Annotated in this window: 30 protein-coding genes; 6 read left to right on the top strand and 24 right to left on the bottom strand. The window is 51.6% G+C overall.

The features are described 5' to 3' along the window. Positions 1 to 6: 6 nt before the first annotated feature. Genes NR302_RS03030 through flgB form a run of 7 tightly spaced genes read right to left on the bottom strand, consistent with a single transcriptional unit; the run spans position 7 to position 5,096 of the window. Positions 7 to 720 carry a flagellar basal body L-ring protein FlgH gene (locus NR302_RS03030; RefSeq protein ID WP_258144536.1) on the bottom strand — a complete coding sequence of 238 codons (714 nt, stop codon included), beginning with the start codon at positions 718 to 720 and terminating at the stop codon, positions 7 to 9. Between the two features lie 60 nt (positions 721 to 780). Beyond that, positions 781 to 1,563 carry a flagellar basal-body rod protein FlgG gene (gene flgG / locus NR302_RS03025; RefSeq protein ID WP_258144535.1) on the bottom strand — a complete coding sequence of 261 codons (783 nt, stop codon included), beginning with the start codon at positions 1,561 to 1,563 and terminating at the stop codon, positions 781 to 783. Between the two features lie 22 nt (positions 1,564 to 1,585). Further along, entirely contained in the window at positions 1,586 to 2,323 is a 738-nt protein-coding gene (locus NR302_RS03020; RefSeq protein WP_258144534.1) for a flagellar basal body rod protein FlgF, read from the bottom strand. A 10-nt stretch (positions 2,324 to 2,333) separates the two neighbouring features. Beyond that, entirely contained in the window at positions 2,334 to 3,539 is a 1,206-nt protein-coding gene (flgE, locus tag NR302_RS03015) for a flagellar hook protein FlgE (RefSeq protein ID WP_258144533.1), read from the bottom strand. 27 nt (positions 3,540 to 3,566) lie between these two features. Beyond that, positions 3,567 to 4,259 (bottom strand): flagellar hook assembly protein FlgD, encoded by a 693-nt coding sequence (locus NR302_RS03010; protein ID WP_258144532.1) that lies wholly within the window; start codon positions 4,257 to 4,259, stop codon positions 3,567 to 3,569. A 12-nt stretch (positions 4,260 to 4,271) separates the two neighbouring features. Next, a complete protein-coding gene (gene flgC, locus NR302_RS03005; RefSeq protein ID WP_258144530.1) occupies positions 4,272 to 4,676 on the bottom strand; it encodes a flagellar basal body rod protein FlgC in 405 nt (134 codons plus the stop codon). 6 nt (positions 4,677 to 4,682) lie between these two features. Beyond that, positions 4,683 to 5,096 (bottom strand): flagellar basal body rod protein FlgB, encoded by a 414-nt coding sequence (flgB, locus tag NR302_RS03000; protein ID WP_258144529.1) that lies wholly within the window; start codon positions 5,094 to 5,096, stop codon positions 4,683 to 4,685. Positions 5,097 to 5,354: 258 nt separating this feature from the next. On the opposite strand from flgB, the gene flgA reads away from it, so the two are divergent. The 3 genes from flgA (at position 5,355) to NR302_RS02985 (ending at position 6,883) form a co-directional block, all read left to right on the top strand. Then, positions 5,355 to 6,056 carry a flagellar basal body P-ring formation chaperone FlgA gene (gene flgA, locus NR302_RS02995; RefSeq protein WP_258144528.1) on the top strand — a complete coding sequence of 234 codons (702 nt, stop codon included), beginning with the start codon at positions 5,355 to 5,357 and terminating at the stop codon, positions 6,054 to 6,056. Between the two features lie 78 nt (positions 6,057 to 6,134). Further along, positions 6,135 to 6,419 (top strand): flagellar biosynthesis anti-sigma factor FlgM, encoded by a 285-nt coding sequence (gene flgM / locus NR302_RS02990; protein ID WP_258144527.1) that lies wholly within the window; start codon positions 6,135 to 6,137, stop codon positions 6,417 to 6,419. Positions 6,420 to 6,439: 20 nt separating this feature from the next. Continuing rightward, on the top strand, positions 6,440 to 6,883 hold the full coding sequence (locus tag NR302_RS02985) for a flagella synthesis protein FlgN (RefSeq protein WP_258144525.1): 444 nt from the start codon (positions 6,440 to 6,442) through the stop codon (positions 6,881 to 6,883). A gap of 127 nt (positions 6,884 to 7,010) precedes the next feature. Here the strand turns inward: NR302_RS02985 and NR302_RS02980 are convergent, their stop codons facing one another. Genes NR302_RS02980 through fliD form a run of 3 tightly spaced genes read right to left on the bottom strand, consistent with a single transcriptional unit; the run spans position 7,011 to position 9,257 of the window. After that, complete coding sequence (locus NR302_RS02980) at positions 7,011 to 7,304, bottom strand: flagellar protein FliT (RefSeq protein WP_258144523.1); 294 nt, start codon at positions 7,302 to 7,304, stop codon at positions 7,011 to 7,013. Next, positions 7,297 to 7,704, bottom strand: a complete 408-nt coding sequence (fliS, locus tag NR302_RS02975; protein ID WP_258145148.1) for a flagellar export chaperone FliS — start codon at positions 7,702 to 7,704, stop codon at positions 7,297 to 7,299. The genes NR302_RS02980 and fliS overlap by 8 nt, the downstream gene beginning before the upstream one ends. A gap of 44 nt (positions 7,705 to 7,748) precedes the next feature. Continuing rightward, the gene (fliD, locus tag NR302_RS02970) at positions 7,749 to 9,257 is read right to left on the bottom strand and encodes a flagellar filament capping protein FliD (RefSeq protein ID WP_258144522.1); all 1,509 of its coding nucleotides are present in this window, start codon (positions 9,255 to 9,257) and stop codon (positions 7,749 to 7,751) included. 316 nt (positions 9,258 to 9,573) lie between these two features. Here fliD and NR302_RS02965 point away from each other — a divergent pair, with 316 nt between their 5' ends. Continuing rightward, positions 9,574 to 11,046 (top strand): flagellin, encoded by a 1,473-nt coding sequence (locus NR302_RS02965; RefSeq protein WP_258144521.1) that lies wholly within the window; start codon positions 9,574 to 9,576, stop codon positions 11,044 to 11,046. Positions 11,047 to 11,478: 432 nt separating this feature from the next. Here NR302_RS02965 and NR302_RS02960 read toward each other — a convergent pair whose 3' ends face one another. Beyond that, a complete protein-coding gene (locus NR302_RS02960) occupies positions 11,479 to 12,480 on the bottom strand; it encodes a methyl-accepting chemotaxis protein (protein ID WP_258144520.1) in 1,002 nt (333 codons plus the stop codon). 969 nt (positions 12,481 to 13,449) lie between these two features. Between NR302_RS02960 and NR302_RS02955 the strand changes: the two genes are divergently transcribed. Together NR302_RS02955 and NR302_RS02950 are read left to right on the top strand one after the other, a co-directional pair. Beyond that, entirely contained in the window at positions 13,450 to 14,289 is an 840-nt protein-coding gene (locus NR302_RS02955; protein WP_258144518.1) for a transcriptional regulator, read from the top strand. Continuing rightward, positions 14,255 to 14,779 carry a hypothetical protein gene (locus tag NR302_RS02950; RefSeq protein WP_258144516.1) on the top strand — a complete coding sequence of 175 codons (525 nt, stop codon included), beginning with the start codon at positions 14,255 to 14,257 and terminating at the stop codon, positions 14,777 to 14,779. Before NR302_RS02955 ends, NR302_RS02950 begins: the two co-directional genes overlap by 35 nt. Before the next feature lie 29 nt (positions 14,780 to 14,808). Here the strand turns inward: NR302_RS02950 and fliR are convergent, their stop codons facing one another. From fliR to fliF, 13 genes are all read right to left on the bottom strand, one after another. Then, positions 14,809 to 15,588 carry a flagellar biosynthetic protein FliR gene (gene fliR / locus NR302_RS02945; RefSeq protein WP_258144515.1) on the bottom strand — a complete coding sequence of 260 codons (780 nt, stop codon included), beginning with the start codon at positions 15,586 to 15,588 and terminating at the stop codon, positions 14,809 to 14,811. Next, positions 15,588 to 15,857, bottom strand: a complete 270-nt coding sequence (gene fliQ, locus NR302_RS02940; RefSeq protein WP_258144514.1) for a flagellar biosynthesis protein FliQ — start codon at positions 15,855 to 15,857, stop codon at positions 15,588 to 15,590. Before fliQ ends, fliR begins: the two co-directional genes overlap by 1 nt. A gap of 10 nt (positions 15,858 to 15,867) precedes the next feature. Further along, positions 15,868 to 16,605, bottom strand: a complete 738-nt coding sequence (gene fliP, locus NR302_RS02935) for a flagellar type III secretion system pore protein FliP (RefSeq protein ID WP_308713713.1) — start codon at positions 16,603 to 16,605, stop codon at positions 15,868 to 15,870. Further along, positions 16,605 to 17,003, bottom strand: a complete 399-nt coding sequence (gene fliO, locus NR302_RS02930; protein ID WP_258144512.1) for a flagellar biosynthetic protein FliO — start codon at positions 17,001 to 17,003, stop codon at positions 16,605 to 16,607. The genes fliP and fliO overlap by 1 nt, the downstream gene beginning before the upstream one ends. Next, positions 17,003 to 17,386: a flagellar motor switch protein FliN gene (gene fliN / locus NR302_RS02925; RefSeq protein WP_258144511.1), complete on the bottom strand. Its 384-nt coding sequence runs from the start codon at positions 17,384 to 17,386 to the stop codon at positions 17,003 to 17,005. The genes fliO and fliN overlap by 1 nt, the downstream gene beginning before the upstream one ends. A gap of 7 nt (positions 17,387 to 17,393) precedes the next feature. Further along, complete coding sequence (gene fliM / locus NR302_RS02920) at positions 17,394 to 18,386, bottom strand: flagellar motor switch protein FliM (protein ID WP_258144509.1); 993 nt, start codon at positions 18,384 to 18,386, stop codon at positions 17,394 to 17,396. Positions 18,387 to 18,391: 5 nt separating this feature from the next. Then, positions 18,392 to 18,901 (bottom strand): flagellar basal body-associated FliL family protein, encoded by a 510-nt coding sequence (locus NR302_RS02915; protein WP_258144508.1) that lies wholly within the window; start codon positions 18,899 to 18,901, stop codon positions 18,392 to 18,394. A 130-nt stretch (positions 18,902 to 19,031) separates the two neighbouring features. After that, entirely contained in the window at positions 19,032 to 20,081 is a 1,050-nt protein-coding gene (locus tag NR302_RS02910) for a flagellar hook-length control protein FliK (RefSeq protein ID WP_258144507.1), read from the bottom strand. Then, entirely contained in the window at positions 20,078 to 20,527 is a 450-nt protein-coding gene (gene fliJ, locus NR302_RS02905) for a flagellar export protein FliJ (protein ID WP_258144506.1), read from the bottom strand. Before fliJ ends, NR302_RS02910 begins: the two co-directional genes overlap by 4 nt. Before the next feature lie 4 nt (positions 20,528 to 20,531). Further along, positions 20,532 to 21,896, bottom strand: coding sequence for a flagellar protein export ATPase FliI (gene fliI, locus NR302_RS02900; protein ID WP_258144504.1), 1,365 nt, complete (start codon positions 21,894 to 21,896; stop codon positions 20,532 to 20,534). After that, positions 21,893 to 22,597 carry a flagellar assembly protein FliH gene (locus tag NR302_RS02895; RefSeq protein WP_258144503.1) on the bottom strand — a complete coding sequence of 235 codons (705 nt, stop codon included), beginning with the start codon at positions 22,595 to 22,597 and terminating at the stop codon, positions 21,893 to 21,895. The genes fliI and NR302_RS02895 overlap by 4 nt, the downstream gene beginning before the upstream one ends. Continuing rightward, a complete protein-coding gene (gene fliG, locus NR302_RS02890; RefSeq protein WP_258144502.1) occupies positions 22,584 to 23,570 on the bottom strand; it encodes a flagellar motor switch protein FliG in 987 nt (328 codons plus the stop codon). Before fliG ends, NR302_RS02895 begins: the two co-directional genes overlap by 14 nt. Beyond that, complete coding sequence (gene fliF / locus NR302_RS02885; RefSeq protein ID WP_258144501.1) at positions 23,567 to 25,252, bottom strand: flagellar basal-body MS-ring/collar protein FliF; 1,686 nt, start codon at positions 25,250 to 25,252, stop codon at positions 23,567 to 23,569. The genes fliG and fliF overlap by 4 nt, the downstream gene beginning before the upstream one ends. Positions 25,253 to 25,479: the final 227 nt, after the last annotated feature.

The following is a 25,479-nucleotide window of genomic DNA, read 5'->3' as shown; positions in this document are numbered from 1 at the left end:
GCAGTATCAGAAAGGTGAAAGATTCAGGAACAGACGCTGCAACCAGCCCATTGTCTGCGCTTCATTGATATAGCCATTGCCGACATACTCAATGCGGGCATCCGCCACCTGGGTGGAAGGCACGGTGTTGCTGCCGCTGATGGTGCGCGGATTCACCACGCCAGAGAAACGAATGAATTCGGTGCCCTGGTTGATGGCGATCTGTTTCTCACCCACCACGCGCAAGTTGCCATTGGGCATCAACTCGTTGACGGTCACGGTGATGGTGCCGGTAAAGGTGTTACGAGCAGCGGCTCCGCCTTTGCCAGAGAAATCGTTTTTTCCTTCGGCATCAAAATCGGCTTTGCCATCCCCCAACCAACTGCTCATTTTGGTCGGTACGGCAATCAGCCCCATTCCGGCCGATCCATTACGGTTAGCACTGGCGGAGGAGCTCTTACTGGCGCTTACGTTCTCCTGCAGCAAAATAGTCAGCGTATCGCCAACATTGCGCGGACGACGATCTTCAAACATCGGCTGATAGCCGTAGTTCATTGCCTGGCCCGCCATAAACAGTGAGCCACTGGTGCCTACCGGTGCCATCGGTAATGGTGCTGCCGAAGTGGGCCCTTCCACGAGGGGCTTCTGCAAAATATGCGCGCAACCGCTGATCAACAGCGCGCCTGTGCAAAACAGCACGCGAACAATCACAGCTGGCGAGAGTGTTAGAAATGTATTCATATCGATGTCGTTAACAGTCTGCGGGGCTGCACAGTAGGCAGCGCCCGCAGAGAACGGAAATTACAGCTGCGTAAGACGTTGCAGCATCTGGTCAGAAGCCGATACCGCTTTACTGTTGATCTCGTAAGCGCGCTGCACCTGAATCATGGTGACCAGCTCTTCCGCCACGTTGACGTTGGAGGTTTCCACGTATTTCTGCTTCAGCGTGCCGGCATCTTCCATGCCTGGGTTCAGCTCGTTCGGCGCACCGGAAGATTGAGTTTCGCGATAAAGGTTGCCGCCTGCGCTCTCAAGTCCGGCTTCATTGACGAAAGTCGCCAGGGTCAACTGACCGATTTGCTGCGGCTGCGCCTGTCCGGCCAACGTCACGCTGACAATACCGTCATTGCTGATTTGCAGGGCTTTTGCATCTGGTGGGATGACAATCCCCGGCTGAACCGGATGGCCTTCAGCATTCACCAACTGACCATTTTCGTTTTTATCGAAGTGACCATCACGCGTATAGGCGGTGCTGCCATCAGGCATCTGCACCTGGAAAAAGCCTTTACCTTCAATGGCAACATCGGTTTCGTTGCCGGTTTCGTTGTAGCCACCTTGCGTGTGGATCCGCTGAGTGGAGACCGGACGCACACCGGTACCCAACTGCAAGCCGCTTGGCAGCGTAGTTTGTTCCGATGCCTGTGCGCCGGGCTGACGCATGGTCTGGTACAACAGATCCTGGAATACGGCACGCTGGCGTTTGAAGCCGTTGGTGTTGACGTTCGCCAGGTTGTTGGAAATCACATCCATATTGGTCTGCTGTGCTTCCAGACCGGTTTTTGCAATCCATAAAGAACGGATCATCGTAAAGCTCCTCGGTAGGCGATTAGCCCACGCTCAATAACTGGTTGGCCTTCTGGGCATTCTCGTCGGCGCTGCGAATCACCTTCATGTTCATCTCGAAGCCGCGTGAGTTAGCGATCATCTCGGTCATGGCTTTCACCGGGCTGACGTTGCTGCCTTCCAGCGCTTCCGGGCTGAGACGCAGCGTGTCGTCCTGCGCCAGCGCATTCCCTGCTGCGGCGCGGAACACACCGTCATCGCCGTGCAGTAAATCCGCCATGTCCGCATTAACCATCTTCAAACGCCCCACCGGCACGACTGCGGTTGGATCATCACCCGCACCCAGCGCTGAAATTGTGCCGTCGGCGGCAATGGTGACGTTGGCCTGTGGCGGAATGGTCAGTGGCGCGCCATCGCCCATCAGTGGCTTACCGCCGACACTTAAGGCGCCTTCGTTATCCACTTCGATGGTGCCGTTGCGGGTGTAACCCTCACTGCCGTCTGGCAAGGCCACTGCCAGCCAACCGTTCTGTGGCAGTGCCACATCCAGGCTGCGGCCGGTATGCGTGATCGGTCCCATGGTGTTGTCATGGAATGGCGTGGATTCCGCCACCAGCGCACGGGTTTGCAGGGTTTCGCCCTGAATTGGCACGGCGCGGAAAGCCGCCAGCTGGGCACGAAAGCCAGCTGTCGAGCTGTTGGCCAGATTGTTTGCGGTGACCGCCTGACGGTTCATTGAGGCACTGGCGGCACTCAGGGCGGTGTATATTGCGCGATCCATTCAGCTATCCTTAACGCAGGTTAACCAGCGTCTGGAGTAGCTCAGACTGGGTTTTGATGGTTTGCGAGTTCGACTGATAGTTGCGCTGATAGACGATCATGTTGACCATCTCCTCACCCATATCAACATTCGAACCTTCCAGTGAACTCCCTTTAACGGAGCCAAAGCTGCCGGAACCGGAGGTGCCGAGGAACGGTTGGCCCGACTGTGGCGTCTCCGACCACAGGTTATTGCCTTCTGCTGCCAGGCCACCGCTATTGGCAAAGTCTGCCAGCACGATCTGGGCGATCGTCTGCTTTTTACCGTTGCTGTAAGTAGCAACCACTTCACCGTTATCACCGACAGTAAACGTCTGATATTTGCCCGGCGCCTGGCCATCGATCTCGTTCAGCTTCATCGTGCTGTCACCGCTGTATTTGGTGATGGCAGAGAGATCAATGTCGAGATCCAACGCATTAGCACCATTATATCGGCTACTCTTCACATTGATGATGGCACTCGGCATATCAATATTGCCGTTGGCGTCGAAGCTTAGTGGTAACTCACTCGCGGGACCGACAGCTGGCGAGGTTTCGTCTCGAGCGTAAGCCTTCCACGTACCAGCAGCAGTCTGCACGAAGTAGAGTTTGATGGTGTGCTTATTACCCAAGCTATCCGTTGCTTCAACCTGACTGGTGTAGTTGTAGGTTTCCGGCTTGGTGTGATCGAATCCAACCGTGATGATCGTGTCGTCATCGGCCTGCAGATTTCCGGTGACCGAACCTGTGGTGGACTCTGCTGGCGGCATATCGCCGGTTGGGATCTGGATCGGTCCAACGGGTGCGCCAGGCTGAATCGTTGGCGGCGTGCCAGTAGCCTGATAACCGGTCAGGAACAAGTTGTTAGTTTTGTTGATGATATTGCTGTTAGCATCGAGATCGAACTGGCCGTTACGGCCATAAAACACGCCACCACCCTCGTTCTGCATACGGAAAAAGCCTTTGCCCTGAAGACCAATGTCGAGGTTGCGGCCGGTAAAGTTTAAACCGCCGTCTGCAAAGTTCTGGCTAACGCCCGCCACCTGCACACCTAAGCCAACTGAACCGGCAAAGATATCGGCGAAGGCGATAGAACCACTTTTGAAACCGCTGGTTTGTGAGTTAGCGATGTTGTTGCCCACCACGTCCAGCGCTTTGGCTGCCGCGTTGAGGCCGCTGAGACCTTGAGAAAAACTCATAATAAAATTCCAAAGAAGAGGTAATAACTATTTTTGAATCACAACCACATCGGCCATACCGATCGGATCGTGGTTAAGCAGATGCAATACCGCGCCGTTCGCCGTCATGGTCACGCCCTGCACCTGTTCCTGCATCAAGCCGGAAACCTCAGGGCTTTCGCCTTCGACGTTATTGGCCTTGAAGGTCAGGGTGTATTCGGTGTCCGGCGCCGGGCCAGGTTCTGGCTGGAAGTTCTGCAAATCGTCCAGGCTGTAAGTCTTCACGCCAGACTTCACATTCTTCAGTTCAGAGGTGTAGGCATTGCCTTCAGCATCGGTGAGGGTCACGGTCACGGTGTCGGCGTCGCCGCCCAGCAGGAAGCTGAACTTCTCAGCGCTGTCTGCACCTTCCTGTTGAATGCCAATGCCGCTGTTGAAGGTGACTTTCGGATCGCCCTCAATCAGCACGCTACGCCCTACCCAGGATGAGGCACTCATGCTGCCGAGCTGCGCCATCATGGCCTGCACGCCGTTCACCGTGGTGTTCAGCTTCTCAACGCCCGCGGCGGTATTGAACTGCGCCAGCTGTGCCGTCAGCTGGTTGTTATCCATGGGATTGGTGGGATCCTGATTCTGCATCTGCGCGACTAACAGCTTCATAAAGCTATCAGTGAGATCGGCAGCGCTGCTGCCATTGCCGTAATCTTCCGATCCGCTGTTGTTGTTTACTGCTGCAACCATAGTGATGAATCCTTACTGACCCAGAGTTAAGGTTTTCAGCATCAGTGTCTTAGCGGAGCTCATCACTTCCACGTTGGCCTGATAGCTGCGCGATGCGGAAATGGTGTTGACCATCTCGTGCACCACATTGACGTTGGGCATGCGCACATAACCCTGTCCATCCGCGAGCGGATTACCGGGCTCATACACCAGACGATCGGGTTCGGTGCTTTCCACCACTTCACGGACCTTGACGCCACCAATGTCATGACCGGCCGCGGGATCGACCGAGAACACCACCTGACGTGCGCGATACGGTTGACCATCTGGCCCCACCGCACTGTCGGAGTTGGCCATATTGCTGGCACTGACATTGAGGCGCTGGGATTGGGCCGCCATGGCCGAACCGGAAATATCAAATATGCTGAATAGCGACATTTCGTATTACCCCTGACTCAACACGGTCATCATTTTCTTAATATCCGCACCGAGGAAAGTCAGCCCTGACTGGTATTTCACGGCGTTATCCGCAAAATTGACACGCTCGCGGTCCATATCCACGGTATTACCATCAGCACTTGGCTGATCGGGCACGCGATATAACAGCTGCGCGTCGTCAAATGGCATCGATTTTCCTTCGATGTGCTTATTGGACGTTAATGACAGTGAGACTGATTGTTTTGCCATAGATAAGTTATCCATGGCCTGCTTTAACTGCTGTGAAAAATCGATATCTCGCGCCTGATATCCTGGCGTATCGGCATTTGCAATATTGGATGCCAATACATCCTGACGGCGTGAGAGTAAACCTAACGCTTCCTGCTGAAAGCGGAAAGCGTCATCAAGTTTATTGACCACTACGCTGACTCCTGCCTCGCTTTATTTTAACTGCGATAGTGTAGACAGCAGTGGTGAAATATCACACTGCAAAGAGCCGACAGAAATAAGCGCTTTTAGCGAATTTAGAAATGGAATTAATTAAGAGGAAATTCGATTGAGGTTAATAGCTGCAAAAGTGCCGCCATTTAACGCATTAAATCATAACCAAACGCGTTTATAATTTAACCACGGCGAATAGCGAGCGCCACTTTATCCGGTTTTAAATAAGGCAACAAGATGAGGCACTCTTTTTTTATTTTCCCATTATTCATGCTGGCCTGTTATGCCACGCGATTGCAGGCCAGCGTTCCGGCGGTACCTTCCGCAGAGCAACATTTGCACGTCCGGCTTGATGCGTTGCTGACGAGCTCAACCAGCGTGAATGATGGGATTGTGCGCACAGCCGAGTTGCTGGCGACACCGACTCAACTCGCCGCCGTCTGCGACAACCCGGAATTAAGCCTGGCAGGCAACGATAACCGGTTAACCGGTAAACGCACCGCTATCGCTCAGTGTGGCAAGCGCAAACACTATTTGCCCATTCGCATCAGTGCCCAAGGGCGCTGGTGGGTGGCTAAACAGAATCTACCCGGCGGCACGGTATTACAACGCAGTGATATTGAAGCGGTCACCGGAAACCTGGATGGTCAGCCTGCCGGATTGGTTTTTGATGTCAGCCACATAATCGGTCAACGCCTGACGCGCGCCATTACTGCCGGCAAACCCTTACTGCAAAACCAGCTGCGCCAGCAGTGGCAACTGCACGCAGGGCAAACGGTGGATCTGGTCACCGTGGGCGATGGCTTCCGTATTCGCTCGCAGGGCAAAGCGCTGAATAATGCAGCCGTGGATGGCACTCTGAAAGTGCAGACGCGTAACGGTCAGACAATAAAGGGAAAAGTGGACGCTGACGGTCAGGTGATGATCTTTTTACGATAATAATTTTAGTTTTTTGGCGAATCACCGATGAGAAAAGTATACGCGAGAGCGAAATGACATGAATGCCGAGGAAGAACGATGATTGACAGCACCCAACCCACTAACCCGATTGGCCCAGTAACCAGCCAGGATCTGCGTACCCGCCCCGGTTCAACCGAGAGCCAGACGCAAACGACGCAGAGCGACAGTAAAAGCTCCGTCACGCTGAGCACCCTGACCAAAAAGATTCAGAACGACGACAGCCGTGATATTGATCATGCACGCGTTGCCGAAATGCGCGCTGCACTAGAAGCCGGTGAACTGCCGCTTGAGCCAACTAAAATTGCTCAGGCATTGGTGCAGGATATTTTTCAGTTTCATTAATAGCAGGACGTTTCCAGGTTATGGACAAGCTGTACCCAATACTGACGCAAATGAAAACGTCTCTGGATGAACTGGAGGCGATCATGATTGAAGAGGTTAATCAACTCAATCGCGCTCAAATTAATCCCGTTTCGCTACAAGTGCTGACAGATAATAAAAGCCAGCTGCTGTCGACCATCCAGTATTACGATGAAATGCGCCGCCAGCAGGAACAGTTGTCAGCAATTGAAGCGCCTTATCAGTCACAATTAAAATTAATGACCTGTTGGCAGCAAGTCACCGAAAAGGTACGCAATACCAAATCACTGAATCAGAAAGTTGAAACACTGCTGCAAAGCCATATGCAAAAAAACCAGCACATGCAGAAAGTGGTCGATCATGTGGGAAATACCAATACATTGTATGGTTCAACAGGTGAGTCCAGCCTGATTCCCACCGGAAGAAAATACAACATCAGCATTTAACCTGTCAGTTGGAACCATCGTTGGTTTATTTACTCGCCTTTTTGAGGCGAGTTTTTTTTGCCTGAAATTGGGCGAAATAAATCAGGTCGCCATGAATGGCGACCCTACGGGAAATAATGGGGGATAACTAAACGGCGTTATAGGCTTGGGCGGATTGGCGTGATTTACGCATCGCGGTCATATCACCGCTGAGGGAATTAAGGCGAGTTTGCATATGCTGACGCAGAACGGCATCCTGGGTAATTAACTGCTGTAAATTATCAGGATTAATCAGATGGCTGATCTCCTGTGGCCGCAATTGTTTCAAATCCCGGCTATAACTTTCCACGCCTGCAACGAATTCATCCCAGCTTTCATTCTGCGCCAGCATCAACAATTGCTGGCTACGAACCAGCAACTGTTCAATCATCTCATCAGACATGACTCACCTGCCGGCCTTGCGGGTCGATGGCTTTCCACGTTTCTGCCATCTCCACCATTAAGGTGATTAACTGTGGCAGCTTTTCGCCAGACTTATTTAGATTGGCTTCCAGCAAATTACGCGACACATATTCGTACAGGCGTTCAAGATCGGCCGGAATTTGCCCACCAACCTCATGATTTAATCCCGCACGCAGGCCATTATCAATAATGTTGATGGCGCGAGAAATCATCTCTCCACGACGCGCAATATTGCCTTGTTGGAAATAGATTTCGGCACGGCGCATCGCGTTAATAGCGCCATCAAAGAGCATGGTGATCAATTGATGTGGCGTGGCGCCAGCAACCTGGCTATCGAGAGAAACGGCGGTGTAGGCACTTTTGCCCTTGTTGGTATACATCATAAAATCCTGCCGGGCAGCATGTCTGCCCGGTTAAGTGGTGATTAGCCCATAATGCCAAGCAATGCGGCTTGCAGTTGCTGGCTCATGCTGTTCATTTCAGTCATTGCCTGGTCGAGACGCAGGAACTCTTTTTCGCTGCGCTTGAGGCTGTCTTCAATACGCTGCTCCATGCGCGTGATCTGCTTAGCTACGCGAGACTCCTGCTCCTTCAGCCCTTTGATGGCAGTGGCAATGGCGCCTTCGGTTTTTGGCGTTTTATCACTGTCACCGAGGTAGCTTTTGAAGACCTCCTCCATACCGGCTTTAATACCGGGATTGCCATCTTTACCGAGGAACAACCCTTCAATCTCTTTCGGATTGTCTTTTAGCGCGGCATCCAGTTTTTTGGTATCAATCGACAAGCTTCCCAAGGTGCCGGTGCGATCGTCGCCGGTATTACCATCAAATTTCACCGTGATGCCAATGCTGCCCAGCGTTTGGAACAGATCGCCCGCTTCGCCATAACTACCCATTGCGGTGGATTTCATCAGGCTGGTCAGACGACGTAAGGTGCCATCACCAAATAGCGCGCCGTTGGCCGGATTCTGCTGTGCGAGATCACCGCTTGAACCTTTTACCGGCTCGCTGTAAGCACTGGCTGTACCTGCTGCGCTGAGGAAGTTGTTGTACATTTTGACGAAATCTTCAATCAGGCTTTTTACCTTGGAGGTATCGGCGGTGACGGCCAGCGTTTCTGGCTTCAAGTCTCCATTGTCGTCTTTTTCGGACACTTCACGCAGTTCAAAGGTAATGCCTTCAATAGCGTCCGCGATGGTGTTGGAGCTGCGCTCAACTTTGGCACCATCAATGGTTAAAATGGCGTTTTGCGCGGCATTGATCTGATAGGCGCTACTTTTATTCCCGCCGTTAGCCGGATCGTTAGGCACTTTAGGATCGTAATTAAGCACGTCAGCCAGCTTGCTGTCGCCGGTGACCTCCATTTTGATCTCGCCATCTGAACCGGTTTTCTTCGAGGTCACCACCAGCTGGAACTGTCCATTCTCAGCGGGCATTACCGATGCAGTAACGTCACCGTTTTTGTCGTTAATCTTTTTAGCGACTTGCGTTAGTGAGGTTTCGTCGTCCTTCAGCTCCACCGCCATGGTTTTGCCATCACCGATGGTGATATTCAGGGTGCGCGTTGCGGCATTACTGCCTAACTGATCGCTGTTGCTGGCTTGAGCAGGCGTGCCGATTTTGTGCGATTTCGCTAACTGCTCAACAATCACCGAATAGCTGTTCGGAATCGCGCCTTTACCGGCGGTGGCTTTAAAGGCTTTGTTATCGCCGATGCTCACGCCGTTAAAACCTTCATCCTCGAGTTTGCCAAGGTTGCTCTTCAAAGAGTCCAGCGAGCTGGAGATCTTGCCCCAGGAGGAAACCTGGCCATTAAAACTGCTTTGCTTAAGTAAATAAGGATTGAGCTTTTTACTCTCTGCGGTTTTCATCTGCTCTAACAGAGCGGGAATATCGAGCCCAGAACCACCAAGCCCTGAAATAGGCGTCGCCATGATGCAAATTCCTGTAAGTGAATAAATGAGGGTTACATTGAATCCCATCGGTATATTTGGCGTTAAGTTTAATTTTTTACGCCAGCAGCAACAATAAAGCTAAAGAGGAAAAGCACAGGCGTGCGCTTATTACGGCATTGATAGCCATAATATCGATATTTAGCGTCACAAATGACGTTAATTCGCAGCTTTAAAATATCTTCAAAAAAATATTTCAGTGATTCCTGGCAACTCCGATGAATAGGGTATGCGCAACAACTCACGCATATTTCAACGGCTGCTGAGGCAGCATTAACTTGCTAAAAGGATATCTATCATGGCCCAGGTCATTAATACCAACGCATTGAGCTTGATGGCTCAGAACAACCTGAACAAATCTCAGACTTCTTTGGGTACTGCTATTCAGCGCCTCTCTTCTGGTATGCGAATCAACAGCGCGAAAGACGATGCAGCAGGCCTGGCGATCTCTAACCGCTTCACCTCTTCTATTCGTGGCCTGACTCAGGCAGCACGTAACGCCAACGACGGTATCTCACTGGCGCAGACTACTGAAGGTGCTCTGGAAGAAGTGACCGAGAACTTACAGCGTATTCGTGAACTGACTGTTCAGGCGAAAAACGGCACCAACTCTTCTGACGACCGTGCATCAATCCAGAAAGAAATCACTGCACGTCTGGACGAAATCAAGCGTATCTCTGAAACCACCAACTTCAACGGCGTTAACGTGCTTGATGGTTCTAAAGACAAGCTGACCATTCAGATCGGCGACAAAGATGGCCAGACCATCGACATCGACCTGACTAAAATGGACCTGGAAACCCTGAGCCTGGATGATTTCGATGCTGAATTCGCTAAGCTGCAGAGCGCAATCGCGGTGAAAGATTCGCAGTTTACTGCTAAGGGTGATCCGCTTGCTGCAGGTACCGGTACAATTGACGTTGGCTTGGGTGATGATTTTAAGCTTGTGGTAGCTGAACACGATAAGATTGTAAAAGCCGTCGATGCAGCTCTGGATAATACAAAGGCTGATGTCATTACTGTTGGCACCGGTGCTGACGCGCGTTTCTTCGTCCAGAACAAAGCGACCAAAGAAATTACTGAAGTTGAAGTAGAATTCGAGCTTGGCACAACCCCTGGTACTGACCCGGCAGTTGTCAAAAACGTTACTAAAGGTGAAGTTCTGAGCGATCTGGATGCCGACGTACTGCTGAACGGCCCAAGCACTCTGACCGATCTGACTAACGTCGCTAAAGGCGGCAAGATGAGCGATGCTGCGGGTAAAGAGTTTGACCTCGATGCAGCACGTCTGGAAAGCATTTCTCAGGCAGCTTTCGGTGCCAGCGCGAAAGATAGCGGCATTAAAATTGTTGCTGATGACAACACGCCAGGTGCTTACTTCGCTATCGACAGCACCGGTGCAGTGAAGTCCTTCGAGCTGGATGCTAACGGCGATGCAACTAACGTTGCTGATGCTGCTGCACGTGATGCACACGAAGTGACTAAAATCGCGACCGGCGACAACCTGCTGGAGAAACTGGATGGCGCGCTGACTCAGGTGACCAACTTCCAGGCTGACCTGGGTGCGATTCAGAACCGTTTCAGCTCAATCATCGCTAACCTCAACACCACCGTCATCAACACCACTGAAGCACGTTCACGTATTCAGGATGCTGACTTCTCGGTTGAAGTTTCTGCGATGAGCCGCGCAAACATCCTGCAGCAGGCTGGCGTTTCAGTGCTGTCTCAGGCGAACCAGGTTCCACAGAACGTACTGAGCCTGCTGCGTTAATCCCGCGCTGATAACAACAATAGATTCTTCACCTCACTTTTTTGGCTGCATTGCCAGTGCAGCCTTCGCCCTCCTCAGGAGGGCTTTTTTTTGCAAAAAATATTTTAGTGATTTTTAAATTCTCCGATGAATAGAGTATGAGTGAAGTGTCGGTGCACTACTGATTCCCGTGCCACGCCCATAATAATAACCAGAGTTATCCTGAAAGTTTGCCCTCCTGTTCGGAGGGCTTTTTTTTCGTTTAATGAGGGCTAATTAATGGCAAGTAGATCGGTCGCCATGAATGGCGACCCTACGATGTGGGTTATATGTAGGATACGTATTCATGCGCACCGGTAAACCAGGCAAGGCGTTTAGGTAGGCAGAAAAGTAGAATATAAAAAAGGCGCGATATATCGCGCCGTAAGATGATATTGGTAAGGTTAACGTCGACTAGCTTTTAGCACGCTTCATTAAGGCATTCGCAACGGTATATAACTCTTCAATCAGCACATTACTGCTCTGCCCATTAGCCGGTAATCCATTTTGTGCCTGCATCATCGCATCAGTGATTAACGCCCGTAGTTCCTTCGAAGAGCGCGCACAGCGTTGCGCTAAATTACGGGCTTCGACGGCAAAAACGCCCTCTTCATCGTGCAGTGCATAGCTGTAGGCACGGCTAGAGAGCGGAACCAACGCGGCTGCACTGTCAGCCATTTGCAGTGAAGCCTGCTGCAGCGCATGCATCCCCTGTACGATGCCGCAGGCACTTTCAGTTAGCATCGCCACGCGATTGGCATTCACTTCCGGTGCCAACAACAGTTGCTCATTTTTTTGCGCAATGGTGTTTGCCGCGTCCGCCAGAGTGCCAACCTGCCCGGCGATCTCCTGTAATAATGCGGGTAAATGGGCACTCTGATCGCGAATCGTCGCATCCTGATGATGCAGCAAGCTGGGCAGCTCTTCATGCAAGCGAGACGTGTGTTGGTGCAAACTGCGCAGCAGTGTTAGCGTCGAGACTAACAATAACGTTGCCAGCGGCCACGGGCGATGTAATACCGTGCCAACACGATCGCCTAAATGGCGGGAGGGGATATCAATCGCCAGTAACCATGGCGTTTCAGAAATGGGTTGCACGATCAGGGTATGTTCACCGCTAGCGGTGCGGAAATGTGCTTGCCTAAGTTTATCGCCAGACTGAGAGAGTAACGTGCGCAACGGCATTGCCATTGGCAGATCGAGATTATTCATCGACTGCAAATTTGGCCCTTCTGCCGCTTCACCCACCACGCGACCATTATTCTCTACAATCCACAATCGTCCACCAACCCGCTCGCCTAATTCTTTTACCAACGCATTGAAAAAATTGCGCTCAAGGCCGGCATCAAACTCGCCGACTTCCGGCAGCGCTTTGTCGAGTGCATAGCTTTTGAGCGTCACGACGTTTTCTGTCATTGAGCGCTGTTGTGCTTCGACACGATCAAGCTGCGTGCGTAATTGGTGCGCCAGGGCATCAACCTGACTGCGTAAGCGGGCATTTTCCGATTTGATAAGAGGGGGGATTATTCCGTACTGAATTAACCCCATCAGCAGGATAAAAACAACAACCAGTATTGAAGTAACTAACATTGAATAAGCGCCTGTAAGAACCATGACAGCACGACACTGTCACTACAGCACTATTTTATTATGGGAAGAGACTCAACCTTATGATTAATAGAGCAGTTAAACCGCCAATAACAGCGCACTTCTGCAGCATGCCCTTTCATCACAAATTCAGTCTTAATTGCGCCTGCTAGTAGATTTTTACAGTCCTGAGACCCGGTTAAATTCATTAGCGACAATGAATCTTCAACGGCTATTTCTCGGAAGAATAGTTCCAGAAATTAACGTTATAAGAAAATTTTCAAGGAAGATTGTCCTAATTTTCAGTTTTAACAAATTCTGGGACATTAATTAATATTAAAAGTCCACTGTTAACCTTAAGCTCGCTCGTTGAAATAATAAGCAACTTGCCCAAAAAACACGCTCATCTAATATAAACTTCCCAATGGTAAGCAAATACTTACTGACAATCGTCCTTACCATGCTAACTCCTTATCCCCACGCATTATTATCTCTTCACCCGCAATAACCACAGAGTAATCAGGGCCAATAATCGCTTGAGTGTACAACGTGAAGAGCGAGTGTTAACTTTATTAATTGCGGAAATCAGGTCATTTGGCAGCAGATAAATTTTAGCCCACTAAAATTAACAATGTTAATTGCATGATGACGACCAGGATAAGGGAGTTGAAAAAAATCATGGCGCACTTAAGAATCTGGCTCGCTTGAACCCAAGATGACAGGAACCGCTTAACACGCATTAATAAAATCAATTATTGCCTGTACTTACGCATTATTAATTAGAAGAATCAATTGTCTATGCTCAACAACATTGCGATTGGATTGTCCGTTACGCTGGATACGCAAACCAGAACCCTAACCCGACTCAGCGATGGCAAGTATGTGAGCCTGCCCGCGTCAGCCTGTCTGTGTTTATATGCTTTGACCGAGGCCAATGGAGAGGTGCTGTCCCAGGAACAGTTGATGGACATAGGATGGCGCAGCTCTGGCGTCGAAGTCACTGACAATAGCGTACGCGTCATGATCAACAAATTGCGCCGCGCCCTCAACGATTTGGAAATACAAAATGATGTCACACTGCTGGCGGTAACGCGCAGCGGTTATCGTTTAATCGTGCGTGAGAGTGGCGTTACACCGCCTCCTGAAGAGGAAAAGAAGTCGGAAGAACCGCTGCACATTTCGCCCAATTCAACGAGCCAGCCAGCACCAGCTCCTCGTCCGTCTCAGGCACCGGCTTTAGCTAAAGTTGTGCGGCAACGTGGCAAAGGGTTCAAAGCGATTCTCGCGCTGTCAGGTGGCGTTATTGCGGGCTTAGTGGTGAGCTTATTCCTGCATACTCTGTTTATTTTGAAGCCAACCAGAATCGACTATGTTCCCTGGTATGGCGAAGGTATTCCACCCAATACGCATGTTGAGGTGCCAAAAGATAAACGTGACTGGACGCAATTGATCGAAGAAACCCTGAAAACTTATACCCGCTATGCCAGTGAAACACATCCAGACGTGAAACCCGCTAAGGTGTTGTATATCACGTTGGGCAGCAGTAAAAGCTTAAACCATCAAGGGCTAATTGCCTGTCAACAACCGCTGCAGGATTCAAATAATGACTGTGAATCGTACTATTTCCGCATTTATTAAGTCGCCGCTTTCGCTACTTTTTCTTGCCGGATTTGTCATCACCTTAGTCGGAATGGCGGTGCGCGCGTACTCTGTTTCACCGCTGAAAGATCAGTGTGATTTTCCCGTTTCTTTCTTCCACATTCGTTCGGACTCAGATGTCACCATGACGCGGGGCATGTATCGCACTTATCGGGATGGTTTTAACAAAGGTCATATGACATTTATCGGCAATATTTCTCATTTCAATCAACAAGGTTTAGTCGCAAAACCCACGCCGGTTAATCGTGAACTGCGTTTCACCGGCGAGGTACACGATAATCAGTTTGAAATGACCGTTGTCAGCCAAAGTCGCCGCCTTTCCGACCATAGCAGCGATCAGGACATTAAGGATTACGTTTTTCCGCATATTGATCCTGGCAGCGTATCAACGTCATCACTCTATTTGCTCAATGGGAAAATGCTGGCGGCAGGGACAGAGACAGTGCCGCGTTCTGGCTGTATCAATTAATCCATTAGCATCCATGGCACTCATGGGTGCTAAGCCAATGCTGCGATAAGTTGGGCGATCATATCGAAACCGCTCGCCATCAGCCGTTCGAAAAATACCGGCAAAGTTTGTGCCATCAGGAACAGCGCCAGCATGCCGACACTGAGTGTCAGAGGGAAACCGACGACAAAAATCGACAGCTGCGGTGTTAAGCGGTTAAGTAAGGCCAACGTCATATTGATACATAACAGTAAGGCAATAATCGGCAGCCCCAGCATTAAACCCTGACTGAAAATGAGCCCAGCGCTGCTCACCAGATAGAGGAAGCCACCCGCATGCAAAGGATCAGCATTCACCGGCAGTGCATCGAATGTTTCAGAGAGCAACGCTAACGTCCAAAGGTGACCATTGAGGGTTAAAAACAACAACGTCACCAGCAGGTTGAGGAAGCGTGAGATCACCGGACTGTTGCCCATACCGGGATCAAAGAAAGTGGCAAAGGAGAGGCCCATTTGCATGCCGATGATCTCGCCAGAGAGACGCACTGCAGCAAACAGCAGCTGCAAGGTCAAACCCATCGCCGCGCCAATCACCACTTGCTTTGCCATTACCCAGACTCCTGTCAAGGTATAGAGCTCAATATGTGCATCCGGCACATTGGCGCCCACCAGCAGCGCAATCAGCATGGCCAATGCGGCGCGTAAACGCTTACTCACCGCCTTCTCACCAAAAATCGGTGCGACATGCAACAGTGCGGCAATACGCACCATGATCAGAAAATAGTGGCTGATCTGCTCGGAGATCTGCTCAAGCGGGATGCCAAACGCCATTAGCCAATCGCATAAGGGATGCTGGCGAACAGAACGCGGGTGTACTCAATAAAAATCTTCAGCATCCACGGCCCCAGAATCACGCCAACACCGACAATCATCAGGATTTTCGGGATGAACGTCATGGTCATTTCGTTTATCTGTGTAGCGGCCTGCAAGATGCTGATAATCAAACCGGTAGCCAGCGCCACCAGTAGCAGCGGCCCGGATATCATCAATCCGACTTTAATTGCCTGCATGCCCAGCACCATTACGCTTTCGGGTGTCATCGGATCTTCCTCAGCTATAGAAGCTTTGGGCCAGCGAGCCCATCAGCAGTTGCCAGCCGTCTACCAGCACGAACAGCATTAATTTAAACGGCAGCGCGATGGTGGTGGGCGGCACCATCATCATCCCCAGCGCCATCAAAATGCTGGCAACCACCAGATCGATAATCAGGAAAGGAATAAAAATGGTGAAGCCAATCTGAAACGCGGTTTTCAATTCGCTGGTGACGAATGCCGGCACCAGAATACTCAGCGGGACGGCTTCAGGACCTTCCATCTCGTCAGATTTAGCGATACGGGCAAACATCGCCAGATCGCTTTCACGCGTTTGATCCAGCATGAAAGCACGCAGCGGCTTCACACCTTCTGCCAGTGCGGTTTCCATGGTAATGCTGTTGTTTTGCAGCGGTTGCCAGGCCTTTTCGTAGATCTGGTTGAACACCGGCGACATCACATAAAAAGTCAGAAACAGCGCCAAACCGACTAATACCTGATTGGGTGGCGCGGTCGGCGTGCCCATCGCATTACGCAACAGGCCCAGCACGATGACGATGCGAGTAAAGCCGGTCATCATCAGCAGCACACCGGGAATGAACGTCATGCCGCTCAGCAGCACCAGCGTTTGCACCGGCAGTGACCAGCCTGCTTCTCCCGCTGGACGCGCCAGCACAATGTCACTGTTGGCCGCGAATGCACTGGCCGCAGGCAACAGCATCATCAACAGCGTCAAGACCAGATAACGCATCTTCATCACTTTGCATCCTTACGGTATTTCTGACGCAAAGTTTCCAGTATCGCCGGGAAGGTAGCGGCCGCTGACGCTGCGCTAATCGCCTCTTCGATTGGGCGCGCTTGCGTAGCCAAACAGTTGATCTGCGTGGCGGTTACGCCCAACACTAAGCGCTGCTCACCTATATCAACCAGCACCACGCGCTCGCGTGCACCCAGCGATTTACTGGCAACCAGATGAATGGCACCCTGGCTATCGGCGAGGCGGCGTGTCAGGCCGCTGCGGCGGAACAGCCATGCCAGCGTCACCATCAGCAGAATCACCAGCACCAGCGCACCGGTCACCGTCATCAACAGAGAATCAGAAGGCAGCGTATCACTGGCCTGGCGGGCTGAGATTAGGGGAGCAGAACTGTTCATTAGCGACTCAGACGATGCATACGCTCTGAAGGCGTAATAATGTCGGTGATGCGAATGCCAAACTTGTCGGATACCACAACCACTTCACCCTGCGCAATCAAGTAGCCATTGATCAGAATATCCAACGGCTCACCGGCTAACCCATCCAGCGAGACCACCGAGCCCTGACTGAGGCGCAGCAGCTCTTTGATCGTCATCTTAGTGCGCCCCAATTCCACGGTCATTTTTACCGGGATATCAAGGATCAGGTTCATCTCTTCAGAAAATTGTGGAACAGCCATTTTATCTGTATTTCCCGCAGCGTGTTGCTCGCTCATCGCATCACCCCAAAGATTATCGATGGACTGATCGTCTGAACCCGACGAGTTATTCATATCGCTCATGGGGAAATTACTCCTTAGTTAATGATGATAATGCGGGCTGAACCATCTGTTCGACCTTGAGTGCATATTGGTTGTTGACCGAGCCATATTTCGCGGTGAATACCGGCACACCGCCAACACAGGCTTCAATAAATTCTTGTTTATCCAGCGATAGCACATCGCCTTTTTTCAACTGCATAACATTGGAAAGCCGCGTATCAACATCTGAGAACTGCGCAACGACCTCCAATTGCGTCTCACGCATCTGGCTGGCTAATAAACCGCGCCAGTTAGAATCTTCATAACGTGAGTTATCCATTGGCGGATTACTTAATAACTCTCGCAATGGCTCGATGGTGCTAAACGGAATACAAATATTAAATTCGCCGCGATGAGAACCGATTTCTACCGAAAATGGCGTAGTCACCACTACATCATTGGGAGAAGAAGTAATATTGGTAAACTTCACCTGCATTTCAGAACGGATATATTCCGTTTTGATTTTATAAATGGTGCTCCAGGCAAACTCATAGGCTTCTCGCGCCATGCTCAACATACGATGAATCACGCGTTGTTCTGTCGGTGTAAATTCCCGTCCATCGGCTTTGGTCGGGAAACGCCCATCGCCACCGAACAGGTTATCTACTGCCATAAACACCAATCCCGGCGAAAATGACATCAGCGATGTGCCGCGTAACGGATTGAGATGCAACAAGTTTAAATTGGTTGGCACCGGTAAATTACGCGCAAATTCGTGATATGGCTGAATATTGATGTTGCCCGCGGTAATATCTGGACTACGACGCAACAGATTAAACAGCCCCATACGAAACTGACGTGCGAAACGTTCGTTGATGATTTCCAGCGAATGAAGTCGCTCACGAATTACCCGTCGCTGGGTATGGGGATCATAAGGTTTAATCCCCACATCTGGTCCGGCACCGAGTGAATCTTCGCTACTCTCTTGATCCGCATTGAGCAAACGATCGATTTCATCCTGAGACAAAAAACTATCAGCCATAATAATTACCGCAGAATAAATTCATTAATGAGAACATCGGAAGGACGCAAGGCTTGATTAGCGTCTAAAGGTTTGCTGAGTTCGGTTTTAATATTCTCAATCAGCTGATTTTTACCTGCATCCGTAGATAAAGATTCATAGGTCTGCTGAGTGAGTAACATAAAGAGACGGCTACGGTATTCTGGCAAATATTTTTCCAACATTAATAATGATGGCTGATCGGCCAGACGTACTGACAACCCTAAAAACAGCACACGGTCAGATTCATTTGCCGTAGGTTTCAAACTCACCGTAAAGGTGTTCATCGACAAATAAAGGGGATCAACAGGTTTGACTGGCTTCGGTTCAGCCTGCTCAGTTGCAGCAACGGCATCCGTGCGGGCAGGCGAGAATTTAAGTTCCCAAATTAAATAGCCAGTCATTGCACAAGCCGCAACAGCGAAGACAAACATTAATATTGTCAGGAGCGAGCGCCCCCCTCCACTTTTCGTGGCGTTGGTTTTTTTATTACCCATGATTCATAAACTCTGTGATAAAGGGGAGGTCAAATTGTCCAGCCATTCATAATATGGCGCATATTGTAGTCCATAAGGTATGCTGAATAATTAGGCGATCAAATTTCATTCCTGTTGCTTATTCAGCACTTCAGGCGAAGGTGTTAATTCCGTAAATATTTCCAGGTGTAGATGTTAATAAAGTGGGCACAATGTCATCTTCTGGCCCTGATTCTTCCGGCTGCGCTTGCGCGTGTGCGGCTTCACCCTGTTGTTCACCTTGTGCGTTGGCATCGGCATAAGGGTTATCGGCGCCTATGCTGGCCTGGCCCAGCTGTAAACCCGCTTCCGCCATCGCCGTGCGCAGCTGCGGCATGGCATGCTCCATCGCCTGGCGGACCAGCGCATGTTCGCTCACGATGTGTACCTGCGCCTGATCCTGATGCACACGCAGTGAGATTTGTAGCGATCCTAACTCTTCTGGATGCAAACGGATCTCAGCGTTATGCAAACCATTGCGGCTAAAAATCGCGATATGCTGACTAACGGATTGCTTCCACTCTGGCGTTTCTGGCGGGTAATGCACACTGGCGGTTGGCATTACACTGCTCGTGGCTAGCGGGCGCATGCTCACCGTGACGGGGGCGGTAACCAGCTGCGGTGACGCCGTTTCAACGGATAATCCAGACTCTACAGCAACAGGTTGAACGGAGGTTGCCAGCGGAATACTTCCCTGTTTCATCATGTTGTTGGTTAACACCAGCGGCTGTTCAGCTGCAGCTGGTGCACTTTTTTTCTGATTAAGCGGCGCTAACAGCGCATTGATTGCCGTCCCTTTCGCCTCGGGGATAGCTGCTTTTCCCTCGTGACCAGAGACGACGCCTGCGACCAACTGCTGCAATTGCCATTGCGGATTTTCATCCCCCAACACCTCAAGCAGTGCGGCTGGAGCGGCTTCATCCGCCTCGACGTCGAGTTCCGGCTCTCGCTGAGACACCAGCGCATTAGTCAGTTGCGCCGCTAACTGAGGAACATCCGCTGCCACGTCCGGTAATAATTCGCTATGCAACGCGGCCAGTAATTGCTCTAAATCACCCAGCTTCTCATCCAGCGTCAGGCCAAATTCTTTATCTGTAAGCTTACCCACTGTCGACTGCAGCTCCTTGCCACCCGCCAGTAAAGTCGTGATATCAATGTTCATAATCTCTCTCTTTTCTGCCCGGCGCGCTGAGCGAACTCATCCATTAACTTTTGTTCCTGACGGCTCTCGACCAGAGCTTGTGCGCTCTCACGTCGTACAATCAGCGTCTCAAAAGCATTCAGCTTGCGTTTGTCATGCATCCAGTTGGCTTTGGTTTTACTTACTGCATGTTCGCAACTGTTGACGTGGTTTTCGTGCTGTTTCACCACTTGATTAAGCGACACGATAAAAGCCTGGTGGTTAACCAAATCCGCCACAGACATTCCTTTGCCCATCATTCCCTGGCGTAAAGAGCGCTGATATTCCTGTTCGTAACCTTTCAATTGTTCATGCTGCTTCACCGCTTGTTGCAGGCTTTGTTGCACGCTACCCAGCGCGCGCGTGGTTTCAGTGAGCTTCTCCTCCGCCATATCGCGCAGCATCGCCATCGGGTTTTTCACTTTCATCACGTTATTCCGTCATGTCAGGGAACAGTTGAGACAAACCAGCGATTGCCGACTCATACGGAGCAGATTCATGAATTGCCTGATGTAGAAAGGCTTCCAGTGCGGGGAAGTGGTTGATCGCCTGATCAAGTAACGGATCGCTGCCCTTCACATAGGCGCCAACGCTGATGAGATCGCGGTTGCGTTGATAGGCGGAAAGCATCTGTTTAAACCGCTGTACCTTGCGGTACTGCGCATGCGGGATCAGTTCCGTCATCGCACGACTAATGGACGCTTCGATATCGATCGCCGGATAATGGCCTGATTCTGCCAAACGGCGCGACAGCACAATGTGGCCATCAAGAATCGCACGCGCCGAATCGGCGATCGGATCCTGCTGATCATCCCCTTCGGTCAGCACGGTATAAAATGCCGTGATCGATCCGCCACCAGGCATGCCGTTACCGGTGCGCTCCACCAGCGCAGGTAAGCGGGCGAAGACCGAAGGCGGATAGCCTTTGGTGGCCGGCGGTTCACCAATAGCCAGCGCCACTTCACGCTGTGCCATGGCATAGCGCGTCAGTGAATCCATAATCAACAGCACGTTCAAACCACGATCGCGAAAATCCTCTGCAATACGTGTGGCATACACCGCGCCCTGCATGCGCAGAATCGGTGACACATCGGCTGGTGCGGCAATCACCACCGCACGTTCACGTCCGGCTTCACCGAGTATGTTTTCAATAAAGTCTTTAACTTCGCGACCACGCTCGCCAATCAATCCCACCACAATCACATCCGCAGTGGTGAAGCGTGCCATCATGCCGAGTAACACACTCTTCCCGACGCCAGAACCGGCGAACAACCCCATTCGTTGACCACGTCCAACCGTGAGTAAACCGTTGATGGCACGTACGCCGACGTCGAGCACGTTCTTAATCGGATCGCGATGCAACGGGTTTAAGGTGGGTGTAAACAGGCCCGCCGCCGGTTTGCCCGGCGGTGCACGACCATCCAATGGGCGACCCTGCGCATCCAGCACGCGTCCCAGCAAATGCGGCCCAACCGGCAGTTGTTTACCGTCGCTGCAATCTGCATCTGGCGCATAAACGCGCGCGCCGGGCAGAATGCCGTCCACGTGTTCCAGCGGCATTAAATAGAGCGTCTGACCGTTAAAGCCCACCACTTCACTCTCAACTTGCGCGATGCCTTTGCTGGTTTGACGTTCAACGATACACAGCGAACCGATCGGCAATTTCAGCCCGACCGCTTCCATCACCAAACCGGTGGCACGCGTCAATTTGCCGTACTGGCGAAAGGCGGGCATTTCGCCGAGCTTCTCTTCCACTCGATCCAGCGCCTGTAACCAGCCCTTTAACTGCTGGCTCATTGTGATAGTTCCTCGCGAGCCAGCTGACACAGCGCCTGCCAGCGCGTCTCCATGCTGGCATCAAACTCCACATCCGGTGACACCACTCGACAACCGCCCGGCGCCAGCTGCGCATCGCTGTGCAGCTCCCAGCCAACCTGCGTGAGGGTTTCACCCAGCGCTTGCGCCAGTTGCGCGCGCTCATCAGGATGCACATAGAGCTGAATAGTACCGTGCAGCAGCGCATCCTGTTTCATCAGGCTGCGAATCTGTTTAACCAGCGCGGTGTTATCAGCCATGTGGATGCTGCCATACAGTTGCTGGACGGCAGTCAGCGAGAGTTGCACCAACCGGCCAGGAATCAGGCTGTCGAGGTTCTCCACTGCCAACTTAAAGTTGCTGATCCAGAGCTCTGCCTGACGCAGCAAAGCTTGCTGTTGTGCCTGCGCTTCCTGCATGCCTTTGGTCAAACCGGCTTCACGGCCTTCACGTACGCCCACTTCGAAACCTTGTTTGCGTCCCTCTTCCTCACCGCGCGTTAAACCCTGGTTAAAACCTTGCTGCGCGGCTTGTTTACGCAGACGTGCCAGCTCGGCTTTGAGTTGCTCGTCCGATTGCGCGTTGTCCAGGCTCGGCAGCGGCGCTTCCACCGCTTCGCTCAGCAAGTTGTCTGGCTGCCAGCTACGCCATTGTGGTGCGCTGGAATTATCAAACGTAGGCATCGTCGCTGCCTCCGATAATGATCTCGCCCGCTTCCGCCAAACGACGCACGATATTGAGGATGGTTTTCTGTTCCGCTTCCACTTGTGACAAGCGCACCGGACCACGTGATGCCAAATCTTCGGTCATCAGATCCGCCTGACGGCGCGACATGTTGAAGAAGAACTTCTGACGTAGCTCCTCGTTGGCCCCTTTCAGCGCCACGATAAGTGTCTCGGTTTCCACTTCCTGCAACAGACGCTGGATGCTGCGATCCTCGACTTCGACCAGGTTTTCGAACAGGAACATCTCATCGATAATTTTCTGTGCCAGTTCGCCATCAAACTCACGAACCGCATCAATCGCCGACTCTTCCTGCTGCGATTTCATCAGGTTAAGGATCTCGGCCGCTGGACGGACACCACCCATTTTGCTGCGCTTGAGGTTTTGGCCATGCAGCAAGTTATTGAGTACTTCTGTCAGCTCCTGCAGCGCCGCCGGCTGTACGCCACCAAAGGTGGCAATACGCAGCATGATGTCGTTACGTTCACGATCTTCAAATTTGCCCAACACATCGGCCGCCTGGTTACGTTTCAGATGGACCAGAATGGTGGCGATGATCTGTGGATGCTCTTCGCGGATCAGATCAAACACCGCTTGTGGATCCATAAAGTTGAGCGTTTCGATGCCGTTGGTGCCTTGGTGCGTATCCAGCAGATCTTCCAGCAGTGACGAGGCGCGCTCTTCGCCCAACGCCTTGATCAGTACGCTGCGCAGGTAATCGTTAGTGTTCATGCTCAGTGCGGCATATTCGGTGGAGTCGTTTTTAAACTCCTGCAACACGCTAGCCATCTGGTCATGCGTGAAACCCGCCATGTTGACCATTGAGCTACTGATCTGCTTCACCTCGTGAGCATTCAGGTGTTTAAACACTTCAGCAGCCAGTTCGTCGCCTAACGTCAGCATTACGATGGCGCTTTTATCTGCGGCATTCATGATTTGTGCTCCTTATTCATCCACTGACGGATAACCAGGGCAATAACACGTGGTTCCTGTTCAGCCAGTTCACGCAGCTGTTGCGAGTTGAGGTCGGTATCTTCACGCTGCTGAGCGCGTGCACGGGCATCTTTCTCGGAGGCGCGTTTCTTCTCGGCCAGTTGCAGCTCGCGTGCCTCTTTTTCCATCTCCAGCTTACGCAGGCTGGTTTCCTGATGGCGAATCCATGCCGGCTGAACCAATTTGCGCCACATTACCCAGGCGATAATCGCAATCACCAAATAACGGGCAATCGACATCATCAGCGCATAGAAGCGATCCTGTTCCCAGAATGGCGGAAGCGGTTCTTCAATCACGCCGTTAAACGGTGAGTTGAGGATATTGACGCTATCACCGCGCCTGTCGCTGTAACCAATCGCCTCTTTAACCAAGGTATTGATACGCGCCAGCTCAGCGTCGTTCATCGGGCCGGTTTTGCCCTCTTCGCCCTGCGGCAGATGGTTAATCACCACCGCGACGGACAGGCGTTCAATCCGCCCCATGTTGGATTTGGTGTGGGTTAAAGTGCGATCCACTTCAAAATTGGTGGTTTCGTCGCTGCGGTTGTTAAACGGCTGACCGCTGTCGCGCGCTGCTGTGTTACCAGTCGCACTGGTTTTTGCGTTCGCATCGCCCGCTTTTTGCAGCGGTTGCGTCATCGGTGCAGTGGCGGGCGTCGGCGGTTGATTGGTCAACGCGCCCGGTACGCCGCCAGCACCGCGTGAGTTACCCTGCTCAGCTGAACTCGCCTGACGGCTGCGAATGGCCATTTTTTGCGGATCGGAATTGGGCTGGTACTGCTCTTGTGTCTGTTCAAGCTGAGTAAAATCAATCTGCGCTGTCACCTGTGCACGCACATTGCTGTCACCCACTAGCGGCGCCAAAATGCGCTGAATACGCTGTTGGTAGTCGCTTTCAATCTCGTTGGTGTACTTGAGCTGTGAGGTTTGCAGACCGCGAACACCGCCTTGCGTCAGCAAATTGCCGCGCTGATCGACAATGGTGACATTCTCGGCTGACAGACCCGTCACGGCACTGGAGATCAGGTGCGTAATCGCGACTACCTGCCCTTCATCCAGCGTGCGTCCCTGAATCAAATTCACCGTCACCGATGCGGTTGGCTGCTTTTGATCGCGCACAAACATTGAAGGCTTCGGCACCGCCAAATGCACGCGGGCCGTCTGGATTGGCCCCAAATTCTCAATAGTGCGTGACAATTCCCCTTCCAGCGCACGCTGGTAGTTGATCTGCTCACTGAACTGGCTGACGCCGAACTTTTCCTGATCCAGCAGTTCGAAGCCCACCGATCCACCTTTCGGTAAACCTTGCTGTGCCAGCTTCATTCGCGCTTCATGCACCTGCGCTTCCGGCACCATAATGATGCCGCCCGGCGTGTCGATGCGGTAAGGCACGTTCAGCTGAGTCAGCTGTGCCACAATCGCACCGCCATCTTCATCACTGATATTGCTGAACAGCACGCGATAGCCTGGCTCTTTAGCCCAAAACATCAGCGCGATGATCACTGACAATGCCGCCGCAGCGACAAAAGCCAATATTATCTTCGGGCTTGAACGAAGTGATGACATCGCGGATTTAATTCGCTCTGTCGGGTTGTTATTTAGACCATTTAATGTGGCACTCATGCCGTTATCCTGTAAGAAATAGCACGCACCATTAATGCGCGTCCGCCGATGCAATTGCCCGACAGATATCTACGAATCAAATTCAAGAGGAATTTTCAGGCAGCCATTATCAGCTGAATGCGACAAATTTTAAGCATAAATAAGCCCGAACTTCTGTTCGCTTATCGCATTTTCTGCCCTATTTACCCGCGTGTTAAGCTGTCGGCGTTTAAAAGATGTGCAATTGA

The organism is Pantoea sp. SOD02, from assembly GCF_024707505.1.
GTDB lineage: Bacteria > Pseudomonadota > Gammaproteobacteria > Enterobacterales > Enterobacteriaceae > Pantoea > Pantoea symbiotica.
This window is presented reverse-complemented; position numbering and strand designations above follow the sequence as displayed.

Excerpts from the sequence above, each read along its gene's own strand:
- NR302_RS03030 (WP_258144536.1), bottom strand. The coding sequence starts at position 720 with ATGAATACATTTCTAACACTCTCGCCAGCTGTGATTGTTCGCGTGCTG.
- flgG (WP_258144535.1), bottom strand. The coding sequence starts at position 1,563 with ATGATCCGTTCTTTATGGATTGCAAAAACCGGTCTGGAAGCACAGCAG.
- NR302_RS03020 (WP_258144534.1), bottom strand. The coding sequence starts at position 2,323 with ATGGATCGCGCAATATACACCGCCCTGAGTGCCGCCAGTGCCTCAATG.
- flgE (WP_258144533.1), bottom strand. The coding sequence starts at position 3,539 with ATGAGTTTTTCTCAAGGTCTCAGCGGCCTCAACGCGGCAGCCAAAGCG.
- NR302_RS03010 (WP_258144532.1), bottom strand. The coding sequence starts at position 4,259 with ATGGTTGCAGCAGTAAACAACAACAGCGGATCGGAAGATTACGGCAAT.
- flgC (WP_258144530.1), bottom strand. The coding sequence starts at position 4,676 with ATGTCGCTATTCAGCATATTTGATATTTCCGGTTCGGCCATGGCGGCC.
- flgA (WP_258144528.1), top strand. The coding sequence starts at position 5,355 with ATGAGGCACTCTTTTTTTATTTTCCCATTATTCATGCTGGCCTGTTAT.
- flgM (WP_258144527.1), top strand. The coding sequence starts at position 6,135 with ATGATTGACAGCACCCAACCCACTAACCCGATTGGCCCAGTAACCAGC.
- NR302_RS02985 (WP_258144525.1), top strand. The coding sequence starts at position 6,440 with ATGGACAAGCTGTACCCAATACTGACGCAAATGAAAACGTCTCTGGAT.
- NR302_RS02980 (WP_258144523.1), bottom strand. The coding sequence starts at position 7,304 with ATGTCTGATGAGATGATTGAACAGTTGCTGGTTCGTAGCCAGCAATTG.
- fliS (WP_258145148.1), bottom strand. The coding sequence starts at position 7,704 with ATGTATACCAACAAGGGCAAAAGTGCCTACACCGCCGTTTCTCTCGAT.
- fliD (WP_258144522.1), bottom strand. The coding sequence starts at position 9,257 with ATGGCGACGCCTATTTCAGGGCTTGGTGGTTCTGGGCTCGATATTCCC.
- NR302_RS02965 (WP_258144521.1), top strand. The coding sequence starts at position 9,574 with ATGGCCCAGGTCATTAATACCAACGCATTGAGCTTGATGGCTCAGAAC.
- NR302_RS02960 (WP_258144520.1), bottom strand. The coding sequence starts at position 12,480 with ATGACAGAAAACGTCGTGACGCTCAAAAGCTATGCACTCGACAAAGCG.
- NR302_RS02955 (WP_258144518.1), top strand. The coding sequence starts at position 13,450 with ATGCTCAACAACATTGCGATTGGATTGTCCGTTACGCTGGATACGCAA.
- NR302_RS02950 (WP_258144516.1), top strand. The coding sequence starts at position 14,255 with ATGACTGTGAATCGTACTATTTCCGCATTTATTAAGTCGCCGCTTTCG.
- fliR (WP_258144515.1), bottom strand. The coding sequence starts at position 15,588 with ATGGCGTTTGGCATCCCGCTTGAGCAGATCTCCGAGCAGATCAGCCAC.
- fliQ (WP_258144514.1), bottom strand. The coding sequence starts at position 15,857 with ATGACACCCGAAAGCGTAATGGTGCTGGGCATGCAGGCAATTAAAGTC.
- fliP (WP_308713713.1), bottom strand. The coding sequence starts at position 16,605 with ATGAAGATGCGTTATCTGGTCTTGACGCTGTTGATGATGCTGTTGCCT.
- fliO (WP_258144512.1), bottom strand. The coding sequence starts at position 17,003 with ATGAACAGTTCTGCTCCCCTAATCTCAGCCCGCCAGGCCAGTGATACG.
- fliN (WP_258144511.1), bottom strand. The coding sequence starts at position 17,386 with ATGAGCGATATGAATAACTCGTCGGGTTCAGACGATCAGTCCATCGAT.
- fliM (WP_258144509.1), bottom strand. The coding sequence starts at position 18,386 with ATGGCTGATAGTTTTTTGTCTCAGGATGAAATCGATCGTTTGCTCAAT.
- NR302_RS02915 (WP_258144508.1), bottom strand. The coding sequence starts at position 18,901 with ATGGGTAATAAAAAAACCAACGCCACGAAAAGTGGAGGGGGGCGCTCG.
- NR302_RS02910 (WP_258144507.1), bottom strand. The coding sequence starts at position 20,081 with ATGAACATTGATATCACGACTTTACTGGCGGGTGGCAAGGAGCTGCAG.
- fliJ (WP_258144506.1), bottom strand. The coding sequence starts at position 20,527 with ATGAAAGTGAAAAACCCGATGGCGATGCTGCGCGATATGGCGGAGGAG.
- fliI (WP_258144504.1), bottom strand. The coding sequence starts at position 21,896 with ATGAGCCAGCAGTTAAAGGGCTGGTTACAGGCGCTGGATCGAGTGGAA.
- NR302_RS02895 (WP_258144503.1), bottom strand. The coding sequence starts at position 22,597 with ATGCCTACGTTTGATAATTCCAGCGCACCACAATGGCGTAGCTGGCAG.
- fliG (WP_258144502.1), bottom strand. The coding sequence starts at position 23,570 with ATGAATGCCGCAGATAAAAGCGCCATCGTAATGCTGACGTTAGGCGAC.
- fliF (WP_258144501.1), bottom strand. The coding sequence starts at position 25,252 with ATGAGTGCCACATTAAATGGTCTAAATAACAACCCGACAGAGCGAATT.